At 59.1% G+C, this 24,158-nt stretch carries 26 protein-coding genes; 12 read left to right on the top strand and 14 right to left on the bottom strand.

Annotation, left to right across the window (positions count from 1 at the left end; genetic code table 11):
* The first annotated feature begins 42 nt into the window (after nucleotides 1-42).
* On the top strand, nucleotides 43-549 hold the full coding sequence (locus NLU14_RS12305) for an NlpC/P60 family protein (RefSeq protein ID WP_275706916.1): 507 nt from the start codon (nucleotides 43-45) through the stop codon (nucleotides 547-549).
* Here NLU14_RS12305 and NLU14_RS12300 read toward each other — a convergent pair.
* Together NLU14_RS12300 and NLU14_RS12295 are read right to left on the bottom strand one after the other, a co-directional pair.
* Nucleotides 546-1,589 carry a sodium:calcium antiporter gene (locus NLU14_RS12300; protein WP_275706914.1) on the bottom strand — a complete coding sequence of 348 codons (1,044 nt, stop codon included), beginning with the start codon at nucleotides 1,587-1,589 and terminating at the stop codon, nucleotides 546-548. The two genes, NLU14_RS12305 and NLU14_RS12300, sit on opposite strands and share 4 nt — an antisense overlap.
* Before the next feature lie 27 nt (nucleotides 1,590-1,616).
* Complete coding sequence (locus NLU14_RS12295) at nucleotides 1,617-2,018, bottom strand: DUF2784 domain-containing protein (protein WP_275706912.1); 402 nt, start codon at nucleotides 2,016-2,018, stop codon at nucleotides 1,617-1,619.
* A 176-nt stretch (nucleotides 2,019-2,194) separates the two neighbouring features.
* Here NLU14_RS12295 and NLU14_RS12290 point away from each other — a divergent pair, with 176 nt between their 5' ends.
* Nucleotides 2,195-3,313, top strand: a complete 1,119-nt coding sequence (locus NLU14_RS12290) for a GGDEF domain-containing protein (RefSeq protein WP_275706910.1) — start codon at nucleotides 2,195-2,197, stop codon at nucleotides 3,311-3,313.
* Between the two features lie 8 nt (nucleotides 3,314-3,321).
* On the opposite strand, the gene NLU14_RS12285 is transcribed toward NLU14_RS12290, so the two are convergent.
* Complete coding sequence (locus tag NLU14_RS12285) at nucleotides 3,322-4,431, bottom strand: ABC transporter substrate-binding protein (RefSeq protein WP_275706909.1); 1,110 nt, start codon at nucleotides 4,429-4,431, stop codon at nucleotides 3,322-3,324.
* Nucleotides 4,418-6,148, bottom strand: coding sequence for a chloride channel protein (locus NLU14_RS12280; protein WP_275706907.1), 1,731 nt, complete (start codon nucleotides 6,146-6,148; stop codon nucleotides 4,418-4,420). The genes NLU14_RS12285 and NLU14_RS12280 overlap by 14 nt, the downstream gene beginning before the upstream one ends.
* 227 nt (nucleotides 6,149-6,375) lie before the next feature.
* On the opposite strand from NLU14_RS12280, the gene NLU14_RS12275 reads away from it, so the two are divergent.
* Entirely contained in the window at nucleotides 6,376-8,946 is a 2,571-nt protein-coding gene (locus NLU14_RS12275; protein ID WP_275706905.1) for a GcvT family protein, read from the top strand.
* 250 nt (nucleotides 8,947-9,196) lie between these two features.
* Nucleotides 9,197-10,306 (top strand): choline metabolism transcriptional regulator GbdR, encoded by a 1,110-nt coding sequence (gene gbdR, locus NLU14_RS12270; protein ID WP_275706903.1) that lies wholly within the window; start codon nucleotides 9,197-9,199, stop codon nucleotides 10,304-10,306.
* On the opposite strand, the gene NLU14_RS12265 is transcribed toward gbdR, so the two are convergent.
* The 3 genes from NLU14_RS12265 to NLU14_RS12255 form a co-directional block, all read right to left on the bottom strand.
* On the bottom strand, nucleotides 10,298-12,034 hold the full coding sequence (locus tag NLU14_RS12265; protein WP_275706901.1) for a formate--tetrahydrofolate ligase: 1,737 nt from the start codon (nucleotides 12,032-12,034) through the stop codon (nucleotides 10,298-10,300). The genes gbdR and NLU14_RS12265 overlap by 9 nt on opposite strands.
* Nucleotides 12,015-12,944, bottom strand: coding sequence for a methylenetetrahydrofolate reductase (locus NLU14_RS12260; protein WP_275706899.1), 930 nt, complete (start codon nucleotides 12,942-12,944; stop codon nucleotides 12,015-12,017). Before NLU14_RS12260 ends, NLU14_RS12265 begins: the two co-directional genes overlap by 20 nt.
* Nucleotides 12,945-13,021: 77 nt before the next feature.
* On the bottom strand, nucleotides 13,022-14,383 hold the full coding sequence (locus NLU14_RS12255; RefSeq protein WP_275706896.1) for a glycine cleavage T C-terminal barrel domain-containing protein: 1,362 nt from the start codon (nucleotides 14,381-14,383) through the stop codon (nucleotides 13,022-13,024).
* Between the two features lie 182 nt (nucleotides 14,384-14,565).
* Here NLU14_RS12255 and NLU14_RS12250 point away from each other — a divergent pair, with 182 nt between their 5' ends.
* Nucleotides 14,566-14,919, top strand: coding sequence for a gamma-glutamylcyclotransferase family protein (locus tag NLU14_RS12250; RefSeq protein ID WP_275706895.1), 354 nt, complete (start codon nucleotides 14,566-14,568; stop codon nucleotides 14,917-14,919).
* 36 nt (nucleotides 14,920-14,955) lie between these two features.
* A complete protein-coding gene (locus NLU14_RS12245) occupies nucleotides 14,956-15,369 on the top strand; it encodes a DUF2721 domain-containing protein (RefSeq protein ID WP_275706893.1) in 414 nt (137 codons plus the stop codon).
* On the opposite strand, the gene NLU14_RS12240 is transcribed toward NLU14_RS12245, so the two are convergent.
* The 6 genes from NLU14_RS12240 to NLU14_RS12215 all read right to left on the bottom strand — a co-directional run bounded on the left by NLU14_RS12240 (nucleotide 15,308) and on the right by NLU14_RS12215 (nucleotide 18,762).
* Nucleotides 15,308-16,360, bottom strand: coding sequence for a serine hydrolase domain-containing protein (locus tag NLU14_RS12240; RefSeq protein ID WP_275706891.1), 1,053 nt, complete (start codon nucleotides 16,358-16,360; stop codon nucleotides 15,308-15,310). The two genes, NLU14_RS12245 and NLU14_RS12240, sit on opposite strands and share 62 nt — an antisense overlap.
* Nucleotides 16,357-16,797, bottom strand: a complete 441-nt coding sequence (locus NLU14_RS12235; protein WP_275706889.1) for a PaaI family thioesterase — start codon at nucleotides 16,795-16,797, stop codon at nucleotides 16,357-16,359. Before NLU14_RS12235 ends, NLU14_RS12240 begins: the two co-directional genes overlap by 4 nt.
* Nucleotides 16,798-16,833: 36 nt before the next feature.
* Nucleotides 16,834-17,229, bottom strand: a complete 396-nt coding sequence (locus NLU14_RS12230) for an acyl-CoA thioesterase (protein WP_275706887.1) — start codon at nucleotides 17,227-17,229, stop codon at nucleotides 16,834-16,836.
* Between the two features lie 68 nt (nucleotides 17,230-17,297).
* On the bottom strand, nucleotides 17,298-17,858 hold the full coding sequence (gene thpR, locus NLU14_RS12225; RefSeq protein WP_275706885.1) for an RNA 2',3'-cyclic phosphodiesterase: 561 nt from the start codon (nucleotides 17,856-17,858) through the stop codon (nucleotides 17,298-17,300).
* Nucleotides 17,848-18,438 (bottom strand): CPBP family intramembrane glutamic endopeptidase, encoded by a 591-nt coding sequence (locus tag NLU14_RS12220; protein ID WP_275706883.1) that lies wholly within the window; start codon nucleotides 18,436-18,438, stop codon nucleotides 17,848-17,850. Before NLU14_RS12220 ends, thpR begins: the two co-directional genes overlap by 11 nt.
* Nucleotides 18,439-18,762: an antibiotic biosynthesis monooxygenase family protein gene (locus NLU14_RS12215; RefSeq protein ID WP_275706881.1), complete on the bottom strand. Its 324-nt coding sequence runs from the start codon at nucleotides 18,760-18,762 to the stop codon at nucleotides 18,439-18,441.
* Nucleotides 18,763-19,073: 311 nt separating this feature from the next.
* Here NLU14_RS12215 and NLU14_RS12210 point away from each other — a divergent pair, with 311 nt between their 5' ends.
* Nucleotides 19,074-19,280, top strand: coding sequence for a cold-shock protein (locus NLU14_RS12210; protein ID WP_007151952.1), 207 nt, complete (start codon nucleotides 19,074-19,076; stop codon nucleotides 19,278-19,280).
* Nucleotides 19,281-19,352: 72 nt separating this feature from the next.
* On the opposite strand, the gene NLU14_RS12205 is transcribed toward NLU14_RS12210, so the two are convergent.
* Nucleotides 19,353-19,547 (bottom strand): hypothetical protein, encoded by a 195-nt coding sequence (locus NLU14_RS12205; protein ID WP_275706879.1) that lies wholly within the window; start codon nucleotides 19,545-19,547, stop codon nucleotides 19,353-19,355.
* Between the two features lie 188 nt (nucleotides 19,548-19,735).
* Between NLU14_RS12205 and phnC the strand changes: the two genes are divergently transcribed.
* Genes phnC through NLU14_RS12180 form a run of 5 tightly spaced genes read left to right on the top strand, consistent with a single transcriptional unit; the run spans nucleotide 19,736 to nucleotide 24,154 of the window.
* Nucleotides 19,736-20,581 (top strand): phosphonate ABC transporter ATP-binding protein, encoded by an 846-nt coding sequence (gene phnC, locus NLU14_RS12200; RefSeq protein ID WP_275706877.1) that lies wholly within the window; start codon nucleotides 19,736-19,738, stop codon nucleotides 20,579-20,581.
* The gene (gene phnD / locus NLU14_RS12195) at nucleotides 20,578-21,441 is read left to right on the top strand and encodes a phosphate/phosphite/phosphonate ABC transporter substrate-binding protein (protein WP_275706875.1); all 864 of its coding nucleotides are present in this window, start codon (nucleotides 20,578-20,580) and stop codon (nucleotides 21,439-21,441) included. Before phnC ends, phnD begins: the two co-directional genes overlap by 4 nt.
* 8 nt (nucleotides 21,442-21,449) lie before the next feature.
* Entirely contained in the window at nucleotides 21,450-22,280 is an 831-nt protein-coding gene (phnE, locus tag NLU14_RS12190; RefSeq protein ID WP_275706873.1) for a phosphonate ABC transporter, permease protein PhnE, read from the top strand.
* Nucleotides 22,281-22,289: 9 nt separating this feature from the next.
* Nucleotides 22,290-23,300 (top strand): phosphonate dehydrogenase, encoded by a 1,011-nt coding sequence (locus tag NLU14_RS12185; RefSeq protein WP_275706870.1) that lies wholly within the window; start codon nucleotides 22,290-22,292, stop codon nucleotides 23,298-23,300.
* Complete coding sequence (locus NLU14_RS12180) at nucleotides 23,294-24,154, top strand: LysR family transcriptional regulator (protein WP_275706868.1); 861 nt, start codon at nucleotides 23,294-23,296, stop codon at nucleotides 24,152-24,154. The genes NLU14_RS12185 and NLU14_RS12180 overlap by 7 nt, the downstream gene beginning before the upstream one ends.
* Nucleotides 24,155-24,158: the final 4 nt, after the last annotated feature.

Here is a 24,158-nt window from a genome sequence, read left to right as displayed (position 1 = left end):
TTTTAGAGTAGCCCCATGTTGAATGGTTTGAGGTTACACCCAATGAATCGGCGACCAATACTCCCGCTTCTCACGATCATTATTGCACTCGGCCTGGCAGGCTGTGCCAGCAATCAGAACCTGCGTTCAACCGACGGCACCACCTGGCAGCCTGCCACGGAAGCCCCTACGGCCAGCGACTCGGCAAAGGCTGATCGTCTATGGCAGGTTTTCGAGCGCTACGAAGGCACGCCCTACCGTTATGGTGGCACTTCCGCCAGTGGCTTTGACTGCTCCGGTTTTATCACCACGGCCTTTGACGAAGCCCTCGGGCGCCGGTTACCCCGCACCACCTCCCAAATGCTAGCCGCTGGTGATGTTGTCGGGCGCGACCAGCTCCGGGCCGGCGACCTGGTGTTTTTCCGCATCAAGGGCAAGGATCAGCATGCCGGCATCTACATGGGCGATGACAGCTTTATTCACTCATCAACATCTATCGGCGTTACCCGCTCATCTCTCAACGGTTACTACTGGCGTGGCCGGTTCAGCCAGGCACGGCGGTTTGATTAGCCGCCGTTTACCAGCAACAACACCACCCCCAGCACGTAGAGAACCAGAATAACCACGCTTTCCATACCAATCTGGCCGATACCATGGCGCTCGCGGCGAATCAGCCCCATCATAAGTACACCGGACATCAACAGGGTCAGCACTGCCCAGAATTTCGAATCCTCGGGCATGGCATGGTAGATCGACCCCTCACGATAGCTGATGTCGGAAGCTGCGGTAAACAGAGTGTCAAAGGCGTTGCCCCCGATAATACCGCCGACGGCCAGGGTCAGCGCCCCACGGCGAACGGCGGCTATGGAGGTCACCAGCTCCGGGATCGAAGTGCTGACGGCCGTGAGCATAACCCCGACAAACGTCTGGGTCAGATTGGTCTTTTCGGCAATCACCGTTGCGGCTGGCTCCAGCGTCCAACCCGCAATACCCAGCACTCCCATCAGCACCAGAAACTCCGCCCACAACTGAAACAGCGGTGGCATGGTTGTTACGTCGTCCGGCTTGTCCTCCCGCGTCTCCCTGGTAATGGAAGGCCGCCACATGGGGGATTCCGACGCATTGCGCACCAGGTAGATGCCATAGATGTAGGCCCCCAGCAGGACTGGTGTCACCGGATGAACGCCAAGGACCGTCACGTCCGGTAAATAGGGAGCGAACAGGATCAGCGATAGCAGGCAGATCAGTAGTCCGTTCTGCATCATGTTCGGTACAGAGGCAGCGGCATGCTCCAGGTTGGCGCGGCGATACACCATGTCTGCGACGGCGAGGAAGAAAGTCTGTACGGCAATACCGCCCAGGGCGTTACTTACCGCCAGTTCGGCATGACCATGCCATGCCGCAGTGACCGAAAGCACGGAGCCGCCCAGCGATGTGGATGCACCCAACAACACCGCACCAGCCGCGGCTTCACCTATGCCGGTGCGATCAGCCAGTTGATCCACAACCCGGGTAATCCGCGTGCCTGCCAACGCTATGACCACAGCACATGCACAGAAAACAAGGCCGCCCTGCAATAGGGTCCAGTTTTCAGGAGAAGGTAACTCCACGCCAATCGAGCTCCTTTGGTAAAAGGGTCATTTCGGTCTACGCCAACGGGGCGGGAACCGCCACCAACTCGCCACTACCAGCAGCCCAAAAATTGTATAGGCGGCAATAAATACCCATGCTGGTGCATCGTAGTAGAGGATCTGCTGCAGCCAGTGCTCGATAAAGCTCCCGGCGTACCCCTCCAGGCCGGCTTTCGACCTTAACCACATTTCCAGGGTAGTCAGCGGGCAGACAATACCCAGCCAGGCTTCCGCGACCACTACCCCGATGGCGCCCAGATGAGCCAGACGAAACCAGACGTTATTGACCCAGCGCCAGCCCAGGCGATTCCCGGCCAATACCAGGATCAGCCCAAGAACAACAAACGCCACCACCAGCACGTGAATGGCGAGAACGATATCGGCAAGTATCTGGTAAAGATCAGCCATGCCTGTTATCTACCCTACCAGTTGACAGGCCCCCATGATCCCGCCTCAAGACATTGATTGGCAATCATGGACTTGGGGACGGATTGCACGATAATATCTGTAGTGTCTATCTACTATTTTCTGTTGGCACGCGGGGAACGCACGGCCTCCCGCTATAAACGGATTTTAAAAACGCTATGGATCCAGCACCCGGAAACCATCTCCACGCCGTCAGAACAGAACTGAACCGTCTTGAAATCTACCGGCGGCGCACCTATCTCGGCGTACTCACCCTCACCATAGCCATCATGATGCTTAGCTGGGCATTCCGGGAAGAGGGCGATCCGTTTATTGCCGTGGCCTACCCCGCTTTTTCAGCGATTCTCGCCCTCTTGAGCGTCGCTTTCTGGCGCAAGTCTTCCCCTCTCAGAACAATGGAAATCACCCTCGTAGCAGCGGTGGGAACCATGATTCTGAGCCGTCTCGCCTGGCATTTCACCTTCAGCGACCCGCTGAACGAACACCTTCTGTTGCTGGCCGGCGGGCATTACTGGGCCGTGGGCATACTGATTGTCGGCGGTTTCATCACCCTGGGCTATCGGGGCGGCATGATCATCGGGATAGCGACCTTCCTGTTTTCAGGAATCCTGGCAACCCACGAGGTCTTCGGTTGTTTCCAGGCGGCAGGCGAGTACTGCCATAACTGGGTATACCTGGTGCGCATCCATCTTTTCCTTGCCGTGCTGCTGGCCCTGACCAGCGCGGGAACCCTACTGCGTGACCGTACCTGGAGCGCTTTCTCGCGGGCCGAAGCCCTGCAGCACTGGGCCCATACGGACCCGCTCTGTGGTCTGGCAAATCGTCGGGGCGCTGATCAGTTCCTGTCTGCCGAAGCCGCTCTGGCCGACCGCTATCAACGCCCACTGACGATCATTCTTATTGATATTGACGAGTTCAAGAGCATCAATGATGACCATGGCCATGAAGTTGGTGACGCGGTGATTTGCGGGTTCGCGGAGATTCTGTCCAACACTGTTCGCGAGGTGGATCTCGCCGCAAGATGGGGCGGTGACGAATTTCTGGTGGCAACCCCCGGCGTGGACCTTCGCAGTGCACGCCATGCCGCCCAGCGTTGCCGAAGGGCGATTGAAAGAGCAGCTATTGCCGGCGTCCCCGTCACCGTAACTGTCGGCATCGCTGAGTACATACCCGGCAAGGGCGTCAGTGATGCCATATGCCGCGCTGACGCGATGCTCTACCAGGCCAAGGCGGCGGGCCGCAACCGGGTTATTACGGAAGCCTGCGAACTCACCTGAGCGCCCTGTCAGCGCTCCAGCCATTCCCGGAACCACTGCTCACGCAGCTCGACCGTCTGGGAATACCAGTGGTGGTCGCGGATAACAGCGCTGTCCATGTGGGAGGGCGCCGTTGGCATGTAGGGGCGCATGGGTACGCCGGCATCGGTATGCAGCCCTACCCGTCGCTGGGCCGACTTTCGCGCTGGCCCATAGCTGATCAGGTTGGCCTGGGCCGCCATATTTTCCGCCCGGGTTGCGAAGGCAATAAAGTCCGCAGCCAGGTCCGCCTGGCTCGTACCACGAAGAATGGTCCAACTGTTAAAGCCGATCAGTTGTCCGTCCCATATCACCGAGAGGGGGGCGCCTTCCATGGCCCTGGCGTGAAAAAAGCGACCGTTGTAGCCCGTTGCCATGGTCGCCTGGCCGCTGGTCAGCAGTTCCACCGGCTCGTCACCGCGGGTCCACCAGATAATGGCATCGCGTATATCGTCCAGCCGCCGGGAGGCAAGCTCCAGCCCGCGCCGGGTGCTGAGCAGGTCATAGAGCTGCTCCCGGGGTACCGACAGGGACAGCAACGCCCACTCGAACAGTCCCACCGGTGATTTCCGCAGCGCCCGCTTTCCGGGAAACGCCTCAAGGTTGAAAAAGTCTTCCACGCTGTCGGGCTTAACGCCGGGAAAAGCCCTGTCGTCAAAGGCAATCACGGTGGAAAACACGATCTGGGTGATAAAACATCGGTGAATGGCGCCTTCCATGAAGTCCTCCCGTGCCGGTGTGCCATCGGGCGCCGGCGCCAGGATCGTCGAATCAATGGTATCCAGCAGACCTTCCTCACAGGCGGCACTGGCGTCGGACTGGATCATGTCGATGACGTCCCACTCCACGTCGCCACTGGCAAGATGCTCCCGCAGTACTTTCACGCCACCATCGTAATGGACCGTTTCGATGTCTATCCCGGTTGCTTCCGTAAACGGCTCAAAATAGGCCCGCCGCTGGCTGTCTTCATAAGCGCCTCCCCAGGTTACCACCGTGAGCACCTCAGGCTCCTGGCTCCCGCTCTGCGCTTGGGAGGCAGCCGGAAACATCAGAACGACGATGACCAACCATTGGAAAACCGCTGGGCTACGCTGCTTCATTTTCTTCCTCTCGCAGGTCGTGCACGATTTCCAGGTACGCCCGAATCACTGCCTCCTCCGGAACCACCCCCATCAGCCGGCCGCTCCTGTCCACCAACGGAACCGCTTCGCCCAGGAAACCACGCAGCATTTCCATGGACTGCCACACGGAAGTATCTTCACCGAAGGTGGTGAAGGAACGAATGGCTGCATCCATCACGGGGGTTTCCGCGTTGCTGTTTACAATTCCCTGCAACCTGACCACGCCCAGCAGTTTGCCCTTCCGGTTCAGGACCATGGCCTCGGAACGATGGTCATCCACCAGGCGCTGGCGAACAGTGCCCACCGTGTCCTGGTCGCTGGCCGTGGTGAAGACGCTGGATAGGTAGTCCCGGATCCTGTGGGTTTCCAGGATCGCCTTATCGCGCCCCAGGGAAAGATCGAACCCCCGGGCACGCAGTTGCAGATCAAACAGCGAACGCCCGATCACCCGGTAGGAAATCAGGTTGGCAAACACTACAGACACCATGGCTGCGATGGTCAGGTCGTAACTGCGGGTTAACTCGAAAACAATCAGTATGGTGGTCAGCGGCGCACCGATGACGGAACTGGCCAGGGCCATCATGCCGCATATGGCGTAAACCACCAGGCCGGAGTGTGGCACCGGCGCCACGTAAGGCAGAACCAGGCCGTAGAAAGCACCGAAGAGAATGCCGATCAGCAGGGCTGGGCTGAAGACTCCGCCAACAAAGCCGAACCCCACACACAGCGCGGTCAGCACCAGTTTGGCGACAATGATCAGCCCCAGCTCGCCAATTCCGAACGCGCCCTCGATGGTGGCAAAGCGCAGGGTTTCCTGCCCGATACCAAGCACCTCCGGTATCCACAGGGCCACCAGCCCCACCGTCAACCCTGCTATCGCCGGCCGTGCCCAGGGCAGCGCAATGTGACGCCGGGCGACGTTGGCACTGACTTTCAGCAAAACCATGAACACCCAGGCCAGACCTGCGCAAAGCACACCTTCCAGGGCAAAGAACACGAATTCGTAGCTGTGCTCCACGCGATCGAAACTCACCAGGAACAGCGCAGGGCGATCGAAAATGACATTGGCAATGATATACCCCGTCGCCGCTGCAACCGTCACCGGCGCAAAGGCCCGTAACGAGTAGTGGCGCAGGATGACTTCGTGGGCAAACACCAGGCCCGCAATCGGAGCGTTAAAGGCGGTGGAAATGGCGGCCGCCACCCCACAGGCAATGGCGATCGAACGTTGATGACGCAGGTTGAGCCGCAGCCGCCCGGCCAGGTTGCCGAACATCGCGCCCAGATACACCAGTGGGCCATACTGGCCTACCGACGCCCCGCTGCCGAGCGAAATCAGCGCCGCAAGCGTGGAGGCCAGGCCACTTCCGAACCCTGGCGCGGGCCCACTGGTCTGCGCCGCCAGAATGGCATCCGGAGGCGCCAGCCCGCGCTTCTCACGAACCAGGAAATGAACTATCAGGCCGACAACAAGCCCACCGGCGGCCGGCACAAGAAGAGTTGCGACCGCGACAAACCCCGGCCGGTCTTCCGCCAGCACGCGGGCGTAGGGCGAGATCAACAGGCGGTCGTTGAGATAATGCACCGCATCGACAAAGCCGATCGCCGCAAGCGAAGCGGCAGTGCCCACTATGATGGCCAACACCGTCACTGTGCTGATCTGGTACACGATCTGCTGAATACCTTTCCTGTCCATGGAACAAGTAAAGTTCCGATTGGCGATGCACTCAAATGTTTCTGTTGAAAACCGCGTTGGTTTAAACGGTAAGACCCGCTTTGCCGCTTTTGGACGCCTTGGTGTCGTATTGGATTTAGCGTCCCCAAGCGATCAGGGCCACATTGAACCGAGGCGGTGCCCGAAGTATTGTGGGAAAATGCTGCAGTGCATGTGGGCGTTCATTGCGTGTAGAAGGGGGGGTCAAGATGGCACAACTACCGAAACGTGCAAAAGTCGTAATCATTGGACAGGGCGGTATCGTTGGGTCTTCGGTAGCCCACCACCTGATCGAGCAGGGTTGGGACGACATCGTAGGGCTGGAAAAATCCGCCATTCCCTCAGACATCGGCTCCACCTCCCACGCGTCGGACTTCTGCTTCACTACCTCCCACGACAAACTGACCACCTACACTACCAAGTACAGCCAGGCTTTCTATGAGAAGCGCGGCAACTATGAGAAGTGCGGCGGCATGGAGGTGGCCCGCATTGACGACGATGAGCGCATGGACGAACTCCGCCGCAAGGTGGGCTCCGGGAAAGCCTTTGGCACCAATGTCAGCATGATCTCGCCACAGCAGGCGAAGGAACTGTTTCCGTTACTGGATGAGAGCCAGATCCAGGGCGCCATGTGGGACCCGGACGCCGGGCTGGTGGTGCCCCGCTCCCAGAGCGTGGCCGGCGATCTGGTGGAGGAAGCCGTAGCCACCGGCAAGCTGAAGGCCTTTGCCTACACCCCGGCCATCCGCATCGACGTCCAGGACGGCCAGGTGCGCGGCGTTGAAACCCACAAGGGCTACATCGAAACCGAGTACGTGGTGTTGTCCATGGGTATCTGGGGGCCACTGATGGCGAACACCGCCAATTCGCCCCTGCCATTGATGCCACTGGAACACCCCCTGCTGTTCTTCGGCCCGTATGAGGAACTGGCCGGTACCGGCAAGCAGATTGTCTATCCGCTGTTCCGTGACCAGGGTAACTCCGCCTATGTCCGGGACACCGGCGACCCCACCACCACCGAAGGTGGGCGCATTGAATGGGGCTACTACGAGACGAACAATCCACGGCTGGTCTATCCCGGCGCCATTGTCGAGCCCGGCGAGGCGCGGCTGTCACCGTCCATGCGGGACCTTTCATTGGACCAGGTGATGGACGCCTACGAAAAAGCCATCGAAATGACCCCGATCCTCGGTGAGCTGGGCTGGGAGGAAAAACACTCCTTCAACGGCCTGCTCTCGGTAACGCCCGATGGTGGTTCTCTGATCGGGGAATCCCCGGAAGTACGCAACCTGTGGTTCTGCGAGGCGGTCTGGGTCAAGGACGGCCCCGGCGCGGGCAAGGTGTTGGCAGACTGGATGACCCATGGTTCGCCGGAAATGGACCCACACAGCATCGACATCGCCCGCCACTATCCGCTGCAGAAAACGCCGGACTATGTCTACAACCGCTGCTACGAAACCGCCAAGAAGATCTATACCCCGGCGGTTCACCCCCGTGAGCCCTACATGACCGGCCGCAGGATGCGGACCAGCCCGTTTTACCTGCGAGAGGTGGAGCTGGGGGCCTATTTCATGGAAGCCGCCGGCTGGGAACGGGCCCACGGCTACGCCGCCAACGAGGCCACACTGTTGGCGAAATACCGCGACCGCATCCCGGTGCGGGAACATGAGTGGGACGCCCGGCATTTCTGGGAAGTGTCCAACGCCGAGCAGTTGGAGATGAGTGAATCCGTGGGCATGATCAACCTCTCCCACTTCGCCATCTTCGACATCTCCGGCAACGACGCGGAAGCGCTGCTGGAATACCTGTCCGTCGCCAAGGTGGGCGGCACCATTCCCCATGGCAAAGGTGTATACACCCACTTCCTCGATGCCCGCGGCGGTATCCGCTCGGACCTGACCATCATCCGGCGGGGCGACAACGATTACCGGGTGGTCTGCGGCGGCGACACTGGCCACCGGGATCATTGCTGGATCAAACGCATCGCCCGGGAGAAAGGCCTGGAGAATATCCACCTGCAGGACCGTACCGACGAACTGGCCACCCTGGGACTCTGGGGACCGAAGGCGCGGGAAACCCTGGCACAGTTCGTCACCAATCCGGACGAGCTGTCTGCGGAGAACTTCCCCTTTGCCACCGCCCGGGAGCTTAACGTTCAGGGCGTTCCGATCTGGGCGTTCCGGATATCCTACGTGGGCGAACAGGGTTGGGAGCTTTACTTCCCGTTCAGCTATGGCCTGCGAATCTGGGACCTGCTCTATGACGCGGGCGTTACCCCGGTTGGCATCGAAACCTACGCCAACACCCGGCGCCTGGAGAAGAGCCTGCGCCTGCAGAACGTGGACCTGGAGACTGAGTACAACCTCTACGAAGCTGGATTGCAGCGGCCCAAGGTCAAGGAAGCGGACTTCCACGGCAAGGCCGCTTACCTGGAACAGCGGGAATGGCCCCAACAGGCGGCATACCTTTGCACCATGACCATGACCGAGCACCGGGACGCCAACGGCGTACTGCGTTATCCGGTGGGCCAGTGGCCCATCCTGGACCCGCAAACCGGCGAGGTGCTGGTGGACAGCCACGGCCGCCGCTCCTACAACACCAGCGTGGTCTGGGGGCCTTCAGTGGGCAAGATCATTCTGCTGGGCTACATCCCGGTGGAGTATGCCCAGGAAGGTCGGGAGCTGACGCTGGAATACTTCCAGGAACACTACCCTATCCGCATCGAGTCGGTGGGTTACCGGCCGCTGTTTGATCCGGACAACGAGCGGGTCAAGTCGTGATCGGTAAGCAGTACCCAAGTGCCAACAGGCCGTCGCACGTGGATCATTCCATAAAGCAAAATGTCGTTTGTGGACCATTCGACCCCCAACCACCAACTTAGAATAAAAATACGTTGGAACTGATCGCTTATTGCACGGCCTAAGCATTGCATGAGCAAAGTGCAACAACTAGTGTTCAGGTTGAAGCAGTCAGAACGGATGCTCCGGGCACTGACTGCAGCAACACGCCCGGGTGGGGCAAGGGGGTTGCATGACTACTGACACAGGCTCGCAAAACAGGTCCGCCGATGAGCCCTATCGGGTCGGCTTCCTGCTGATCGAAAACTTCACCCTGATTGCCCTGGCGACGGCCGTTGAGCCTCTGCGCATGGCCAACCAACTGGCCGGCACCGAGCTCTACTCCTGGAAACTGCTGACCGTTGAAGGCGAGGCGGCCCGTGCCAGTGACGGCATTACCATGCTGCCGGACGCGTCCATTCAGGAAGAACACAGCTTTGACCTGGTCATCGTGGTGGCAGGTATCGATGTCACCCGGAGCTTCTCCCGCAAGGAAGTCAGCTGGCTGAAACAAATGGCCCGCCGCCATGTCCTGCTCGGAGCCGTCTGCACCGGGCCTTATGTCCTGGCCAGTGCCGGCCTGCTGGATGGCCACTCCTGCAGTGCGCACTGGGAATGCCTGGAAGCCATGCAGGAAGGCTTTCCCCGCGTCCAGACCAACAACCGACTGTTTACCGTAGAGCGGGAACGGATGACCTGCACTGGCGGCACCGTGCCCATGCACATGATGCTCAGTTTCCTGGCACGGCGTCATGGACAGGAACTCAGCAATGCAGTCTCCCACATGTTTGTCTGCGACCGTGTGCGTGAGGAAAGCGAACAGCAACCCATGCCCCTACATCCCAAACTCGCCTGCGCTCAACCAAAGCTGGCGGAAGCCGCCCAGTTGATGGAGGCCAATATCGAGGAACCCATCGAACTGAAGGAACTGGCGACACTGGCCGGAATATCCCGCCGCCAACTGGAACGGCTGTTTCTCAAGCACATGGGTTGCACACCGTCACGCTATTACCTGCGGGTGCGCCTGAACCGGGCCCGCCGGTTACTCAAACAGACTTCCTGTTCCATTGTGGAAATAGCCTCCATGTGCGGGTTTGTTTCCGCTACCCACTTCAGCCGGTGCTATCGCAAAACCATGGGGCGCGCTCCCAAATACGAACGGATAGAAATCTACTCCCAGAGCCCAGCAGGAACTGTTCTGACCGATACCATGGCCAGCCTGCCCTCTTCTTCCCTGCAGGCACTCAGGCGAGCGCGCACTGAGCCGACCTACGGCATTTTCGAAGGTACCGGCTCAGGTTAGCCCCACCACCAGACCATCCTCATCCAGGGCTATATCCAGCGCAGCAGGTCGCCGCGGCAGGCCGGGCATGGTCATTATGTCGCCGCAGACCGCCACCACGAATCCCGCACCGGCCGCCAGGCGCACTTCCCTCACCGGCAGCGTGTGCCCGGAAGGTGCTCCCTTCACCGACGAATCCGCGGAAAAACTGTACTGCGTCTTGGCGATACACACCGGCAGGTGGCCGAAACCCAGGCTCTCGTATTCCTCCAGTTGTTTCTTGGCCGCTGTTGAAAACTCCACGCTTCCCGCGTGATAGATGCGAGTGGCGATGGTACGGATCTTGTCCGCCAGTGGCAGGCTGTCTTCGTACAGGAATTTCACTTCCGGCGTGCCCTCGTCCATCTGGTCGAGCACCGCCTGAGCCAGTTCGGTGGCACCCTCGCCACCGGTTGCCCAGTGGTCTGCGGACACCGCCCGCACACCCAGCTCCTCACTGATGGACTGCACCAGTGCCAGTTCGTCCTCGGTGTCGTCCGGGAACCGGTTAATGCACACCACCGGAGTCAGCCCGAACTGCTGGAGATTACGGATGTGCCGCTCAAGGTTGGCGGCACCCTCACGCAGCGCCGCCAGATCGGGACTACTCAGTTGGCTGCGGGGAACACCGCCCTGCATCTTCAGGGCCCGAATGGTACAGACCACCACGGCGGCGTCGGGCCGCAAACCGGTATGCCGGCATTTGATGTCAATGAACTTCTCCGCGCCCAGGTCGGCGCCGAACCCGGCCTCGGTGACCACCACATCGTTCAGGGCCAGGGCGGCGCGGGTAGCGGTTACGGAATTGCAGCCATGGGCGATGTTGGCAAAGGGCCCGCCGTGAATAAACACCGGGTTGTGCTCCAGACTCTGCACCAGGTTTGGCTGCAGCGCCTCTTTCAGCAGTACGGTCAGCGCCCCCTCCACCCCCAGGTCACGAACGGTGACCGGGGTCATGTCGGAGCGCCTGCCAACAATAATGTTACCCAATCGCTGTTTCAGGTCCGCACGTCCGTCCGCCAGGCACAGAATCGCCATGATCTCGGACGAGACCGTGATATCGAACCCGGTTTCCCGGGGCACGCCGTGAGCCGCGCCACCCAGGCCGCACACCATGTTGCGCAGGGAGCGGTCGGTCAGGTCCATGACTCTGCGCCAATTTACATACCGCGGATCCAGCCCGGCTTCGTTGCCCCAGTGAATGTGGTTGTCGATCAGCGATGCCAACAGGTTGTGGGCGGTGGTGATGGCGTGGAAATCTCCATTAAAGTGCAGGTTGATGTCTTCCATGGGAATCACCTGGGCCCGGCCACCGCCGGCAGCCCCGCCCTTCATGCCAAAACAGGGGCCCAGTGACGGCTCCCGCAGGCACACCGAAGAACGTACGCCCAGGCGGTTAAAACCATCGTTCAGCCCCACACTGGTGGTGGTCTTGCCCTCTCCAGCCGGCGTGGGCGTAATCGCCGTCACCAGCACCAGCTTGCCCCGGGATGCGGTGTCAGAGGTATCCACGTACGCCATATCCAGCTTGGCCTTATAGTGGCCGAAAGGTACCAGGCTCTCCCCCGGCAGGCCGAAACGCTGCTGGGCCAGCAGAAGGATGGACTGGGGCTGGACCGAGCGGGCAATCTCAATGTCAGGAGTGCCCGGAGGCGGGAACTCTGCCGCCGGTGGTGTTTCAGGTGTCAGCTTACTGTACTGAAGACTCATGGAACTGACCTCTCTGGTCCTCAACGGACCCGCTGTGCTCTTGAATCCATTGCGCCGACTGGCGCAGACCGCCGAATGGGAAAAGGTGAATACCCCGGAGCAGAGTATCGGGGTTATCCAGACAGTACTGAACCAGCGCTCGCACCATGCCGTCCGGTGTCCAGGCGCGAAGCAGTCTGGCGCTGCCGGGGCGGCGCAGCATCACCCGCGCGGACGCCCCCACCCCGCACTGGGCAGCGTAGGCGATGAGGGTTTTCACACGCGTCGGTCCGGCCATGCCGATGTAGACAGGCACTTCTTCCAGAATATTGCCCAGGCTTTGCAGCCATTCGATCACTACATTGGCGTCGAAGGTAAACTGGGTAACCACCCAGAGCCTTGTGGCGGTGGTCCGAGCGTACTCACGTTTGATGCTCAGGGCCTGGGTCAGGGTGGCCCGGTCTGCCATGGGATGCCCGTCCGGATGGGCGGCAACACCGACACCGTGAAACCGGAACTGGGCCAGCAGGCCGGACTCAAGCACCGCCAGCGTATCCGCAAACGGCCCAGCGACGGCATCACTGTCGCCAGCAATCAGCAACAACCGGTCAACCCGGCTCTCATCCAGTTGTGACAACCAGTCACGGAGTTGTCCACGGCTCTCGGCCATGCGGGCCGGCACGTGGGGTATCGGCTGCATCCCCATCTCCAGGAGACGCTGGCAGGCCTCCAGAGTGTCGCTGAACTGCCCCTTTGGCAGGAACGGCACATAGACGCAGGTGCCCTCGGGTAATAGATCTGGCAGATGTTCCGCTGCCAGTATCTGGCGTGGTGTCGCCTCAATGGAGGCCGAGCGCACCAGAGCCCGAAGCCTTACGGTTGCCTCTTCGTCACGGGGACTGAACGTCTGTTTTTCGCTCACCAGTTTCATAAACCATGCACCCCCTTGCTGCCCGTATTCTCCAGGCAGGCATCAGGCGGTCGCTGCCGCCTGTCCTGCCGGCCTTGCTAGTCGGCGAAGTCAATACCCTTCGCCCGGGCCCGCTCGCGGGCATTAGGGTTTACCGATGGCCGGAACGGGACTTCCACCACTTCCGCCTCCACCTCGGTCGAACCATCCGCCGCAGCGTATTCCACTGGCAGGTGGACCGTCAGGCGTGTGCCGATGGTGCGCAGATCAAATGGCACATAAGCCAATGCGATGTTGGTTTCCAGTTCAGGTGAATACCAGGGTGAAGTGACATAGCCTTCAGGCTCGCCACCGTCGGGACCGCTGATCAGCCAGAAATCGTTGGCATAGTCTGTCACCTGGCCGCCGCCGAAGCGGATGCCCACCATGATGTGGCTGAACGGTGGACGACCGGCATCAAGCTGCTCGCGAACCTTCTCAAGCTTCTGCTTGCCGATGTAGTCCGCCTCCTTGTTGCGCGGCACCTGGTAGGCCAGGGCGCACTGGAACGGCAGGGTTTCCTGGTCCACATCCTGGCCCCAGGACAGAATGCCCGCGGCAATCCGGCGATGGTGAGCCGGAGCAATCACCCGCAGATTATGGGGCTCTCCCGCCGCAAGCACGGTGTACCAGAGATCCTCGGCGTATTTGGTCGCTTCCTTGAGATAGATTTCGTAGCCTTTTTCGCCGGTAAAACCGGTCTGGGAAATGATCACGTCGTGGCCGGCAACCTGGCCCTCCATCAACCCGTAGTAGGGAATGTCCTTCACCCGTTCACCGAACAGGTCCGCCATAAGCGCTTCGGACTTGGGCCCCTGGATCTGGACTGGCGCCACATCGATTTCAGCGATGGTGACGTTAAAGCCCATACCAATGTTCACACCCCGCAGCCAGAACTCCAGGTCGCTGTCCGAGAGGGAGAACCAGAACTCATCCTCGGCAACACGCAGCAATACCGGGTCATTGAGAATACCGCCTTCCTCGTTACAGAGGATGACGTACTTGCCACGCATGGGTTTGATTTTGGTGGCGTCCCGGGTGATCACATAGTTAACGAAGCGCTCCGCATCCGGGCCCTTGACCTGGATCTGGCGCTCGACCGCCACATTCCACATGGTAACGTCGTGGATCAGCGACTCGTACTCCACCATGGCACCACCGTCTTCCGGGCGGACATAACCCCGGGGGTGATACATACGGTTGTAAACGGTGGCGCGCCAGCAGCCGGCCTCGTAAGCCAGGTGCCAGTACGGGGACTTGCGAACCCGTGTGGAAATCAGCATCTCGACCGGCGTGGGGCCGGACTGACGCAGGTTGATGGGAACACGACGATCAGACTGATCGACACTGTCAGGCTGGCGCGCGGCACCCGCCCGTTGTTGCGGATGATCCTGAAGTGCTTGCTCGAATTGAACGGCCATTGCTATCTCCCCCTTATCGGGTTGTCGATAGCCTTAATGTGACTGTGTTTGCAACTATCGGATGGGATCAATACGACACTGGCATAGCCAAAAACGTCAAAGGCGGCACTACAACGCACCACTGGATCAGCACCCTTCCTACGTTTTAGACTCGTAAGCCCGGTTGGAACTGAAGGGAACCAATGAAACACCTTGTTGCGGTCTACGGCACACTGAAGCAGGGTTACAGCAATCACCACCTGCTCGACAAAGCCTGCTATATTGGACCTGACACGCTTGCCAGCCTTACCCTGTACAACCTTGGGCCCTATCCTGGCGCTCTGCCAAAGCCGTCTGACGGAGTGAGGGTGGAGGTTTACGCCGTAAACGATTCCTTACTGGCAATGCTGGATAAACTGGAGGGATACGACCCGGAGGCAGAAAAGAAAAGTCTGTACCTGCGCAAAAGGATACAGACCTGCCACGGCCTGGCGTGGATCTATCTCTACAACCGGCAAGTTCAGAGCCGCCAGCGTATCGGCGATGGCAACTGGTAATCACTGAACCCGTCCGTGCAAAACAAGGAGCAGACGTTGACACTGACCACTCCCGCCCTGTTGTTCCCCGCCATTTCGCTATTACTGCTGGCCTACACCAATCGGTTTCTTGTACTCGCCCAACTGATCCGGCAGCTCAAACAGATGGACACGGAAGAAGACCATGCCCTGATCGCAAGGCAGATCAGCATGCTGCGCAAACGCATTGTGCTGACCAAACGCATGCAGGCTTACGGTGTACTGAGTTTTTTCGTCTGTACCATGTCCATGTTCGTACTCTTCGTGGGCGCCCAGCTCGCTGGCGCCATCGCGTTCGGAATCAGCCTGATATTGCTTTCGATATCCTTGCTGTACTCGCTGTACGAAATCGTGATCTCGACCAACGCCATTAACGTTGAGCTTGAGAGCTTTGAGGCGAGGAAGCAGGGGGAAGCGGAAAAGCAGGAATAACAAACTCTTCAAGAAGTGCATTCTGCTTGTGCATGAAAGAAGGGGACGCCGGTGGTTGTGGGTCGGACGTCATCACCACCGTCATCTCGAGATCGGGAAAGACGTACAGCATCTGCCCACCAAAACCCCGGCCATAATAGGCTCGATGCCCTCCCAGTTCGGTCACGAACCAGCCATAGCCGTAGCGGTCATCGGTATATCGGGAGGTGCCACGCAGCGTCCAGGACAGGTCGATCCACTCCCGTGAAAGCAACTGCTCGCCGCCATGAACACCGTCGTTGCGATACAGTTCGCCGATTTTCAGCAACGCCATGGGAGACAGTCGCATCTCGTTGCCGCCGAAATAGATACCCTGCGGGTCCCTCAACCAGGGACGAATCCGGATATCCAGCGGGTCACCCAGCCAGTCTCGGGTGACGTCAAGGGTACTACGCCCCGTACTTGCGGTGAGTGCCGCCGAGAGCAGATGGTAGCTGCCGGTGGAGTAAAGCATTTCACCGCCTGGCTCCGCCACAAACGGGCGGCTGAGGGCATAATCCACCCAGTTATCGCTATTAACCCACTCCCCGTAATAACGGCCAGAGGTGCGCTGCAGACCGGCCTGCATGGACAGCAGGTGGCTGATGGTCACCTCACCGACCCGGTCACTGGCATTGGCCGGCACATCCAGAATATCCGCGATGGGCTGATCAACACCCGCGAATACCCCGCGCTCAACGGCCATGCCAATAACAACAGAAAGTACCGTCTTGGACAGGGATTTGATGTTGGCCGGATCATCGAGCCCCGGCCCCCGAAACACCCGGGAAAACACCGGTTCGCCGTCCACGGCAATTACCAGGCTGTGGAGCCGCTCAAGTTCAGCAGCGCTTTCGGCCAACCCAGGAAACACTACATTGTTACCGGCAGATTCGTCGGCCCAGACCGGCACAGCCAGCAACGCAAGCCCTGTTACCAGAAACACCGACGCCAGACGTGCTGCAAACCTCATGGGTTACCGGGTGCCTCACGGGGGCTGACAACGGCCAGTGTAATCGTTGCCTTGGAGACAAGTCGCATGTCATCGGCCGTTCCGCAGTACACCTCGGACTCTACCACGGTCAATGAAGAACCGGCCTTAAGCACGGTGGCAACACACTCAAGATGCGTGCCTTTTGCTGATCTCAGCAGCTTCAGCGAGAAATCCGAGGTCAGCACAATCTGCCCTGCCTTTGCCATGGACGCCCCAGCTGCGCCAGCCGTGTGGTCGGCCACGCTGGCCTGAACCCCAAAGTGAACAAAGCCGTCCTGCTGCAAATGCCGATTTGCCAGTACCAGTCTGGAGCGGCATTCTCCAGATTCGATCGATACCATCTCAAGACCAAGATCGGCGATAAACGGCGCCGAAGAAAATATTCGTTCCACTTCGTTTTTATTGAAGTTGTCCACGGTTTCTCTCGCTTCTATAACAACCCGAAATCCGGCCTAGGCCTCAAAGGCATGCCCCGTAAGCTCGTTGCGAATTCCCTCCGGAATCGAAACGGACTTTTGAGTCTCATAATCGAAATGAATCAGCACGGTCACGCCACGCGCAACCAGTACACCATTCTGCCGGGCTTCCTGAATGACTTCGAAGGATGAGTTGCCGATCTTGCCGATCCCGGAACGTATCTCCACTGGTGCAGCCCAGTAGCACTGTGCCTTAAGGTCTATTTCCAGCCGGGCAAGGATCAGCGGCCAGCCTTTCGGGGTCAGCGAGGGATGGAAAATCCGGAAGACGGGGGTTCTTGCCTGCTCGAACCAGACCGGGTAAACGGTGTTACTGATATGACCCAGCGCATCGGTATCACTGAATCGCGGCTCAACTTCGTAGTGGAACATTCGGGAGACTCATTCAACGTATTGAATCGAAATCGTACCGAAAATTCTCTCTGTATGCGTGATCGATATTAACCTGACCCGGCCAGAGGATACCGTTCGATTATGTGATAGACCGAGCCGTGCTCGCCCTGAACGCTTTTAAACAAGGCAAGTCTATCCACTAAAAACGTACCTGTAGGCTGCCTTTCATGGGCCTCAAGCAGATCGGCAACCGAACCCGGTCCCTTCTTGAAACGGGCCAGTGTGATATGTGGCCGAAAAGTGCGTCTCACCTGCCCGAATCCGCAGGATGCCAGCCTTTGATTGAGCGCATCATGCAATTCAGCCAGTTCTTCCACCGGCTGAACCCCGGCCCAGAGATTCCGTGGGTGATCTGGCTCGCCAAAGCAGCCGATGCCACTAATAGCCAGATCAAACGGTGTGACTGGCAAATTCCGGGCTGCATCACGAACGCCGGGAAGCTGCTGCACTTCCACATTGCCGAGAAACACCAGGGTAAGGTGCAACTGATCCGCTCGCTGCCAGCGTGCTCCGGCCACCGGGCGTTGAATCAACAACAATTGTTGTTTGACCGATTCCGGAATTTCCAGCCCGAAGAAAAGGCGAAGCGTTTCTGCCCTATCCAACATGCACCCCGAACAGTCGCGGAAACCGGCGCAGGCAATACAGTGCAATCATGTCGTACACGCCATGCCAGATCATCACCAACACCAGACTGTCTGTCAGCGCATAGGCGGTTCCCAGCACCAACCCCAGCCCGGTCGCCAGTATGAAATAGCTAAAAGAAAGATAGTGCACCAACCCGAACAACACCGAAGCCGCCACAATCGCGACCGCGTCGTGCACATGCTGGGCCAGCCAGCCCTGAATCGCGCCCCGGAACAGCAACTCCTCTCCCACACCGGCGAAAACTGAAAGGGCAATCAGAACAGGCCATGAATAATCACACGCAAACCGATGCAATTGCTCCAACTGGACTCCCAGGGAGTCACGGAACAGGCCTGGCAGCCGGGCCAGCATCATGATCACGACGTAGGTCGCCACACTGCCGGCTATGCCCCAGAAAACGGCAACACCCGGGCCCACCCCGTCGTACCGGACGGGAATCCCGAACAAAACAATCGCCACCAGCCCTACCACGCCGATGCCGCCCTGGAACATCAACGCCGCACGGGACGAAATCTGCGGGCGCCTGCCAGCGGTATCCACTCAGCTATCGCTCTTGCCTGGCGGCATGACCACCCACTCGGGGTCTTCAAATTCGCCCAGCGGCGTAATATCGCAGAACGGTGCGGCACTGCGGATGATGCGGGCAACCTCCGGATTGTGCTGCCCTTCCATTGCATCCCGGTCCGCCTTGCTGTCCCAACTGGCAATGGCAATCAACACATTCGGGTCGCCAATCTTCCGATGCAGCTCCGTTCCCCGCGCTCCCGGGGCCTGCTGGATAATCTCGCTGGCACGCACCCAGGCGTCGGCGTATTCCTCTGCCGTGTGTCCTTCCCGGATGCGAACCTCAAAGATGTATTTCATCAACCCACCCTTTCAAACCTCTGTGTTGCCGAATTACGATCCCATTGCCTTCAGAGTAGTTGTTCTGATTCGGGACCGCATCGGTAAGTGCGTATGAAAATATACTTGGCAATCCCAAGCACTTAAGAGTACAGTGCGTTTCGTAGGAAAGATTTAGCACAGCAGTTCACGAATAAGACGCATCTCTGTTTTTTGGTAGTTGTCCGTCCTGTTTTTGATTCCGCGCGTTTTTTGTTTCCGCACAACGCTGACCAGTCATCGTTTCAGATGGTCTGGCGGCACATTAAATTATCGATTTCAGGATTATGATTATGTCTACAACTACCGGTACTGTTAAGTTTTTCAACGAAGCAAAAGGTTTCGGCTTTATCACTCGCGAAAGCGGCCCGGACGTCTTCGTTCACTACAGCGCAATTCAAGGTGGCGGTTTCAAGACCCTGGCAGAAGGCCAGCAGGTTGAGTTCACCGTGACCGACGGCCAGAAAGGCCCGCAGGCTGAAAACGTAGTTGCTGTTTAAATAACAGTCAGCACGTTTGAAAAAGGCAGCTTCGGCTGCCTTTTTTTATAGCTCCACAGTTACGGGCAGAAGCTAGTATGTCACCCCGTGGCGATCAAAGATTTCCTCAATTTCCCTGCGTTCTTCCATCGGGATCATAACCCTGATCACCTGCAGTTCATCCTCAATATAAATATTATCCTGAGGAATGCCCGTCGCGATAAGGTCGTCCCGAACGTTCCTGGCCTGATCCTTCGAGGTGAAGTTTCCATTCAGCGCTTTGCTCATCGGACTACCCTCCAGATAGTTCAGGTTCTCACCTTTAAGACTAGAAGATGAACGGATACCTGTAAACTTGGCCTACAGGCCAGGTCATTAACTTGTCACCTGGTTGACACGGTTTTGTCACTCACACGGATTACCGTTGCATTGTAAGTCGCAATCAAGCGCGCTTATTTATTGCAAAAGGTGATTCCATGGCGTCTGTGCAATCCCGTGACATGATGCTTCGCATAGAGGATATGGGGGTGACCTACCCCCGGAACGTCCTCGCACTCCGGCCCACCACCGTTGAGTTCCACAAGGGCGAGTTTACGGTTTTACTCGGCCTTTCCGGTGCGGGTAAATCCACACTGCTGCGCTCGCTCAATCATCTGGTGCTGCCCACCACCGGCAAGGTGATCTCGGCCGAATTCGGCACTCTCAATACCTCCAGGATGGTACGCCAACACCGGTGCAGAACCGCAATGGTGTTCCAGCATCACCAACTCATCGAACGGCACACCGCACTCCAGAACGTGCTCACAGGGCGGCTTGCCTACCACAGCACCTGGCGCAGCCTGTTTCCATTGCCGCGGCCGGAACTGGAGCTCGCCCTGCACTGCCTGGAGCGGGTGGGCCTGGCCGAAAAGGCCCTTGCCAGGGTTGATCAACTATCCGGAGGCCAGCAACAGCGGGTTGGTATCGCCCGCGCCCTGGCCCAACAGCCGTCCATGATCCTGGCGGACGAGCCCGTCGCCAGCCTGGACCCGGCAACCTCTGAACGGGTGCTCACACTCCTGCGGGATATTTGCCGGGAAGACGGCATTACCGCCGTTATTTCCCTGCACCAACTGGAGTACGCCCAGCGGTTTGCTGACCGCATCATCGGGCTGGCGAATGCCCGGATCGTGTTCGACGCCTCCCCGGCAAAGCTTGAACAATGCCATCTGGACGAAATCTACCATGGCGCGGCCGGAGCTGTTTCCGCCCCCGCCGAACCTGCCGTACCCAAACCCCAACCCGAAAGCCGCTCACCCAAGCAACTGGAGATAGCCCAATGAAACCTCTATTCAGCTTTTTGTTTGCGCTCAGCCTGATGATGGGAATAAACATGCAGGCGAACGCTGCGGATCCCGACCCGGATCTGTTGAAAGTCGCCCTGCTCCCTGATGAAAATGCCTCCGAACTGATCAAACGCAACCAGCCATTGAAGGACTACCTTGAAAATACGCTTGGCAAGGAAGTGGAGCTGATCGTTACCACGGATTATTCCTCCATGATCGAAGCCATGCGCTTCGGCCGTATCGACCTAGCCTACTTCGGCCCACTCTCCTACGTGATGGCCAAAAGCAAAAGCGACATTGAGCCTTTTGCTGCCATGATCGTGGATGGCAAGCCAACCTACCGTTCCATCCTCATTGCCAACGCGGACTCAGGCGTGGAGTCCTACGCCGATATCAAAGGCAAGAAGATGGCCTACGGCGACCGGGCTTCCACTTCAAGCCACCTGATTCCCAAAACCGTGCTGCTGGAATCGGCAGGCCTGGAAGCGGACAGGGACTATGAAGCCCATTTCGTTGGTACACATGACGCTGTTGCAGTGAATGTGGCCAACGGCAATGCCGATGCCGGTGGGCTTTCGGAGGTGATTTTCCAGCACGTGATGGACCGGGGCTTGATTGATCGCAACAAAGTCAGGGTCCTGGGACACAGCGATGAATTTCCCCAGTATCCATGGGCGATGCGGTCCAACCTGAATCCGGAACTCAAACAGAATATTCGCGACGCCTTCATCAGCATCGATGACAAAGAAATCCTGAACAACCTCAAGGCCGAAGGCTTCGCCGCCGTCACGGACGCAGACTACGACGTCATCCGCAAGATGGGCGGCCTGCTCAACCTTGATTTCGCGAAGATGTAAGGGGCGTTATGAATCACACTACGACGGAACCGGCGACCCTGTCGCCGGCCCCGTCGGCTTCCGTGCTGGATGAACACGCACGGGGCTGGCGGAGCAAGCTCTGGCAGTCGGCCCTGGTACTGGTGGTGGTTTTCTTTGCCAGCTGGTACGTGGACCTGCTCAATTTCCGCACCCTTGCCAACGGGGTCCCAGCGATCGCCACCCTGCTGGGAGAGTCGCTACCACCCGACTTTACCAACGTAATGGACTGGGTTTCGCCCCTTTTGGACACCCTCGCAATGAGCATTGCCGGCACCGCCATAGCAGTGTCAGCGTCCGTGCCCCTGGCCTTTCTGGCGGCCCGCAACACCACGCCACATCCGGTGGTATTCCACGTCACCCGCACCATTCTGAATGGCCTGCGCTCGGTGCCGGAGCTCATCATGGGCATCATTTTCGTGGCGGCGGTGGGCTTTGGCGCGCTACCGGGTGTGCTTGCCCTGGGCCTGCATTCCATCGGCATGGTGGGCAAGTTCTTCGCCGAGGCCATCGAACATGTGGACGAGGCTCCGGTAGAGGCTGCCGATGCCTCCGGCGCCACCCGGTTGCAGGTACTCTGGCACGCTGTCCTGCCGCAGGTGTTACCCCAGTTTGCCGATGTGTCCATCTATCGCTGGGAATATAACTTCCGCGCCTCAACGGTGATGGGCATGGTCGGTGCCGGCGGTATCGGCTTCGAGCTCATGGGGTCGTTGCGCATCATGCAGTATCAGGAAGTCAGCGCCATTCTTATTGTCATTCTGTTGATGGTGACATTGGTGGATAGCCTGAGCGGCCACCTCCGCAAGAAATTCAAATAAGGACACCGAATGAAACCGAGAGTTGTCATCACCCACCGGGTTCACGACAGTGTACTGGCCAGTCTGGAACCCCATTGTGAACTGATCACCAATCAGTCCGCCACCACCCTGCCCGCGGATTCGGTCAGGGCCCGCACGGCAACGGCCGATGCCATGATGGCGTTTATGCCCGACCGCATCAGCGAGGAATTTCTGGCGGCCTGCCCTGACCTGAAGGTCATCGGCGCCGCCCTGAAAGGATTCGATAACTTTGACGTAGACGCTTGTAGCCGTCACGGGGTCTGGCTGACCTTCGTTCCTGATTTGCTGACAGTGCCCACCGCCGAGCTCACGATCGGATTGACCATCGGCCTGGTTCGCCAGATACGGCCAGCGGACCAGTTCGTCCGTTCCGGGAACTTCCAGGGCTGGCAGCCCCGGTTCTATGGTCTTGGCATTGAAGGCTCGACCATCGGCATTGTAGGCATGGGCGCAATCGGCAAAGCGGTTGCAGCGCGATTCCAGGGCTGGGGGGCCCGGATTCAGTACTCCCAACCGGAAGCCTTGAACGCTACTGAGGAAAAGGCCCTGGGTGTTTCCAGGTCAGATCTCGAAGATCTGCTCACCACCTCCGACATCGTGATACTGGCGCTTGCCCTGAACGAGCAGACCCTGCACACCATCAACCCGGAACGCCTTCGCAAGATGAAGCGAGGTGCGTTCCTGGTGAACCCCTGCCGCGGATCGGTCGTGGACGAGGCGGCGGTGTTGCAATCACTGATGTCCGGGCATCTGGGGGGCTACGCCGCGGACGTGTTTGAAATGGAGGATTGGGCCAGGGAGGATCGCCCCCAGCGAATTGACCCGGCGCTTCTGGCGCACTCGAACACGCTGTTCACCGCCCATACCGGCTCTGCCGTCAGGGACGTGAGACTCGCCATCGAACAGCGCGCCGCGGACAACATACTCCAGGCCCTGACAGGCGAGCGGCCCCGGGATGCCGTCAACTCACCGGTTACACCGAAGGCTGCGACATGTTGAACCTGGTCTGGCTGAAGAGCTTTATCACCCTCGTTCAGCATCGGAGTTTCCAGGCCGCCGCCAACCACCTCGGAATCGCCCAGCCCACCATTTCCCAGCACATCCAGAAGCTGGAAGAACAACTGGAGGTGTTGCTTATCCGGCGCGGTAAAGCGGGCTGTGAACCCACGAGAGCCGCGCTGGCACTGATGCCTTTCGCACTCAGTATGTTGCGGCTCGACGAACGGGCACGGGAAGCGGTAACAGGCACAAGCCTGCGGGTGGGCGCCAGCTCCAATATTGGCATCTATATGCTGCAGCCTCACGTCCGCACGTTTATCGACAGGCAGGCAGTGCCCGACGTTGAGCTGGTGATCGACAACAACCCGGCCATCGCCCGGCAACTGACCAGTGGTGAACTGGATATCGCCGTTATGGAATGGTGGCACCCCAAACCTGGCTTCCAGGCGCATGACTGGAAACAGGAGCCCGTGGTACTGATCGTGCCGCCGGATCATCCCTGTGCGGGACTGAACCAGATAGACCGGGAAACCCTCGCCGGTATGACATTGCTTGGAGGGGAGCCGGGCACCGGCACAGGCCGGCTGCTGGCGAACTTTTTCGGCGGAAGCGGGCCGTTCCCGGAAGTGTCCATGCAACTCGGCAGCACGGAGGCAGTGAAACAGGCGGTCAAGGCAGGGCTGGGCATTTCGCTGGTGCTGGCGGCCGCTGTCAGTGAGGAAGTCCACACCGGCACCTTACGGGCGATCCCGGTCAGCGACCCCGGGCTGGCAAAGGAACTGATGGTCATCTGCCCCGAAGCTATCGCCCGGCATCCACCCGTGTCCACCTTTGTCAGCCACTTGTGCCACTGACCGG

Source organism: Marinobacter iranensis (assembly GCF_029207565.1).
GTDB classification, from domain to species: Bacteria; Pseudomonadota; Gammaproteobacteria; order Pseudomonadales; family Oleiphilaceae; genus Marinobacter; species Marinobacter iranensis.
This window is presented reverse-complemented; position numbering and strand designations above follow the sequence as displayed.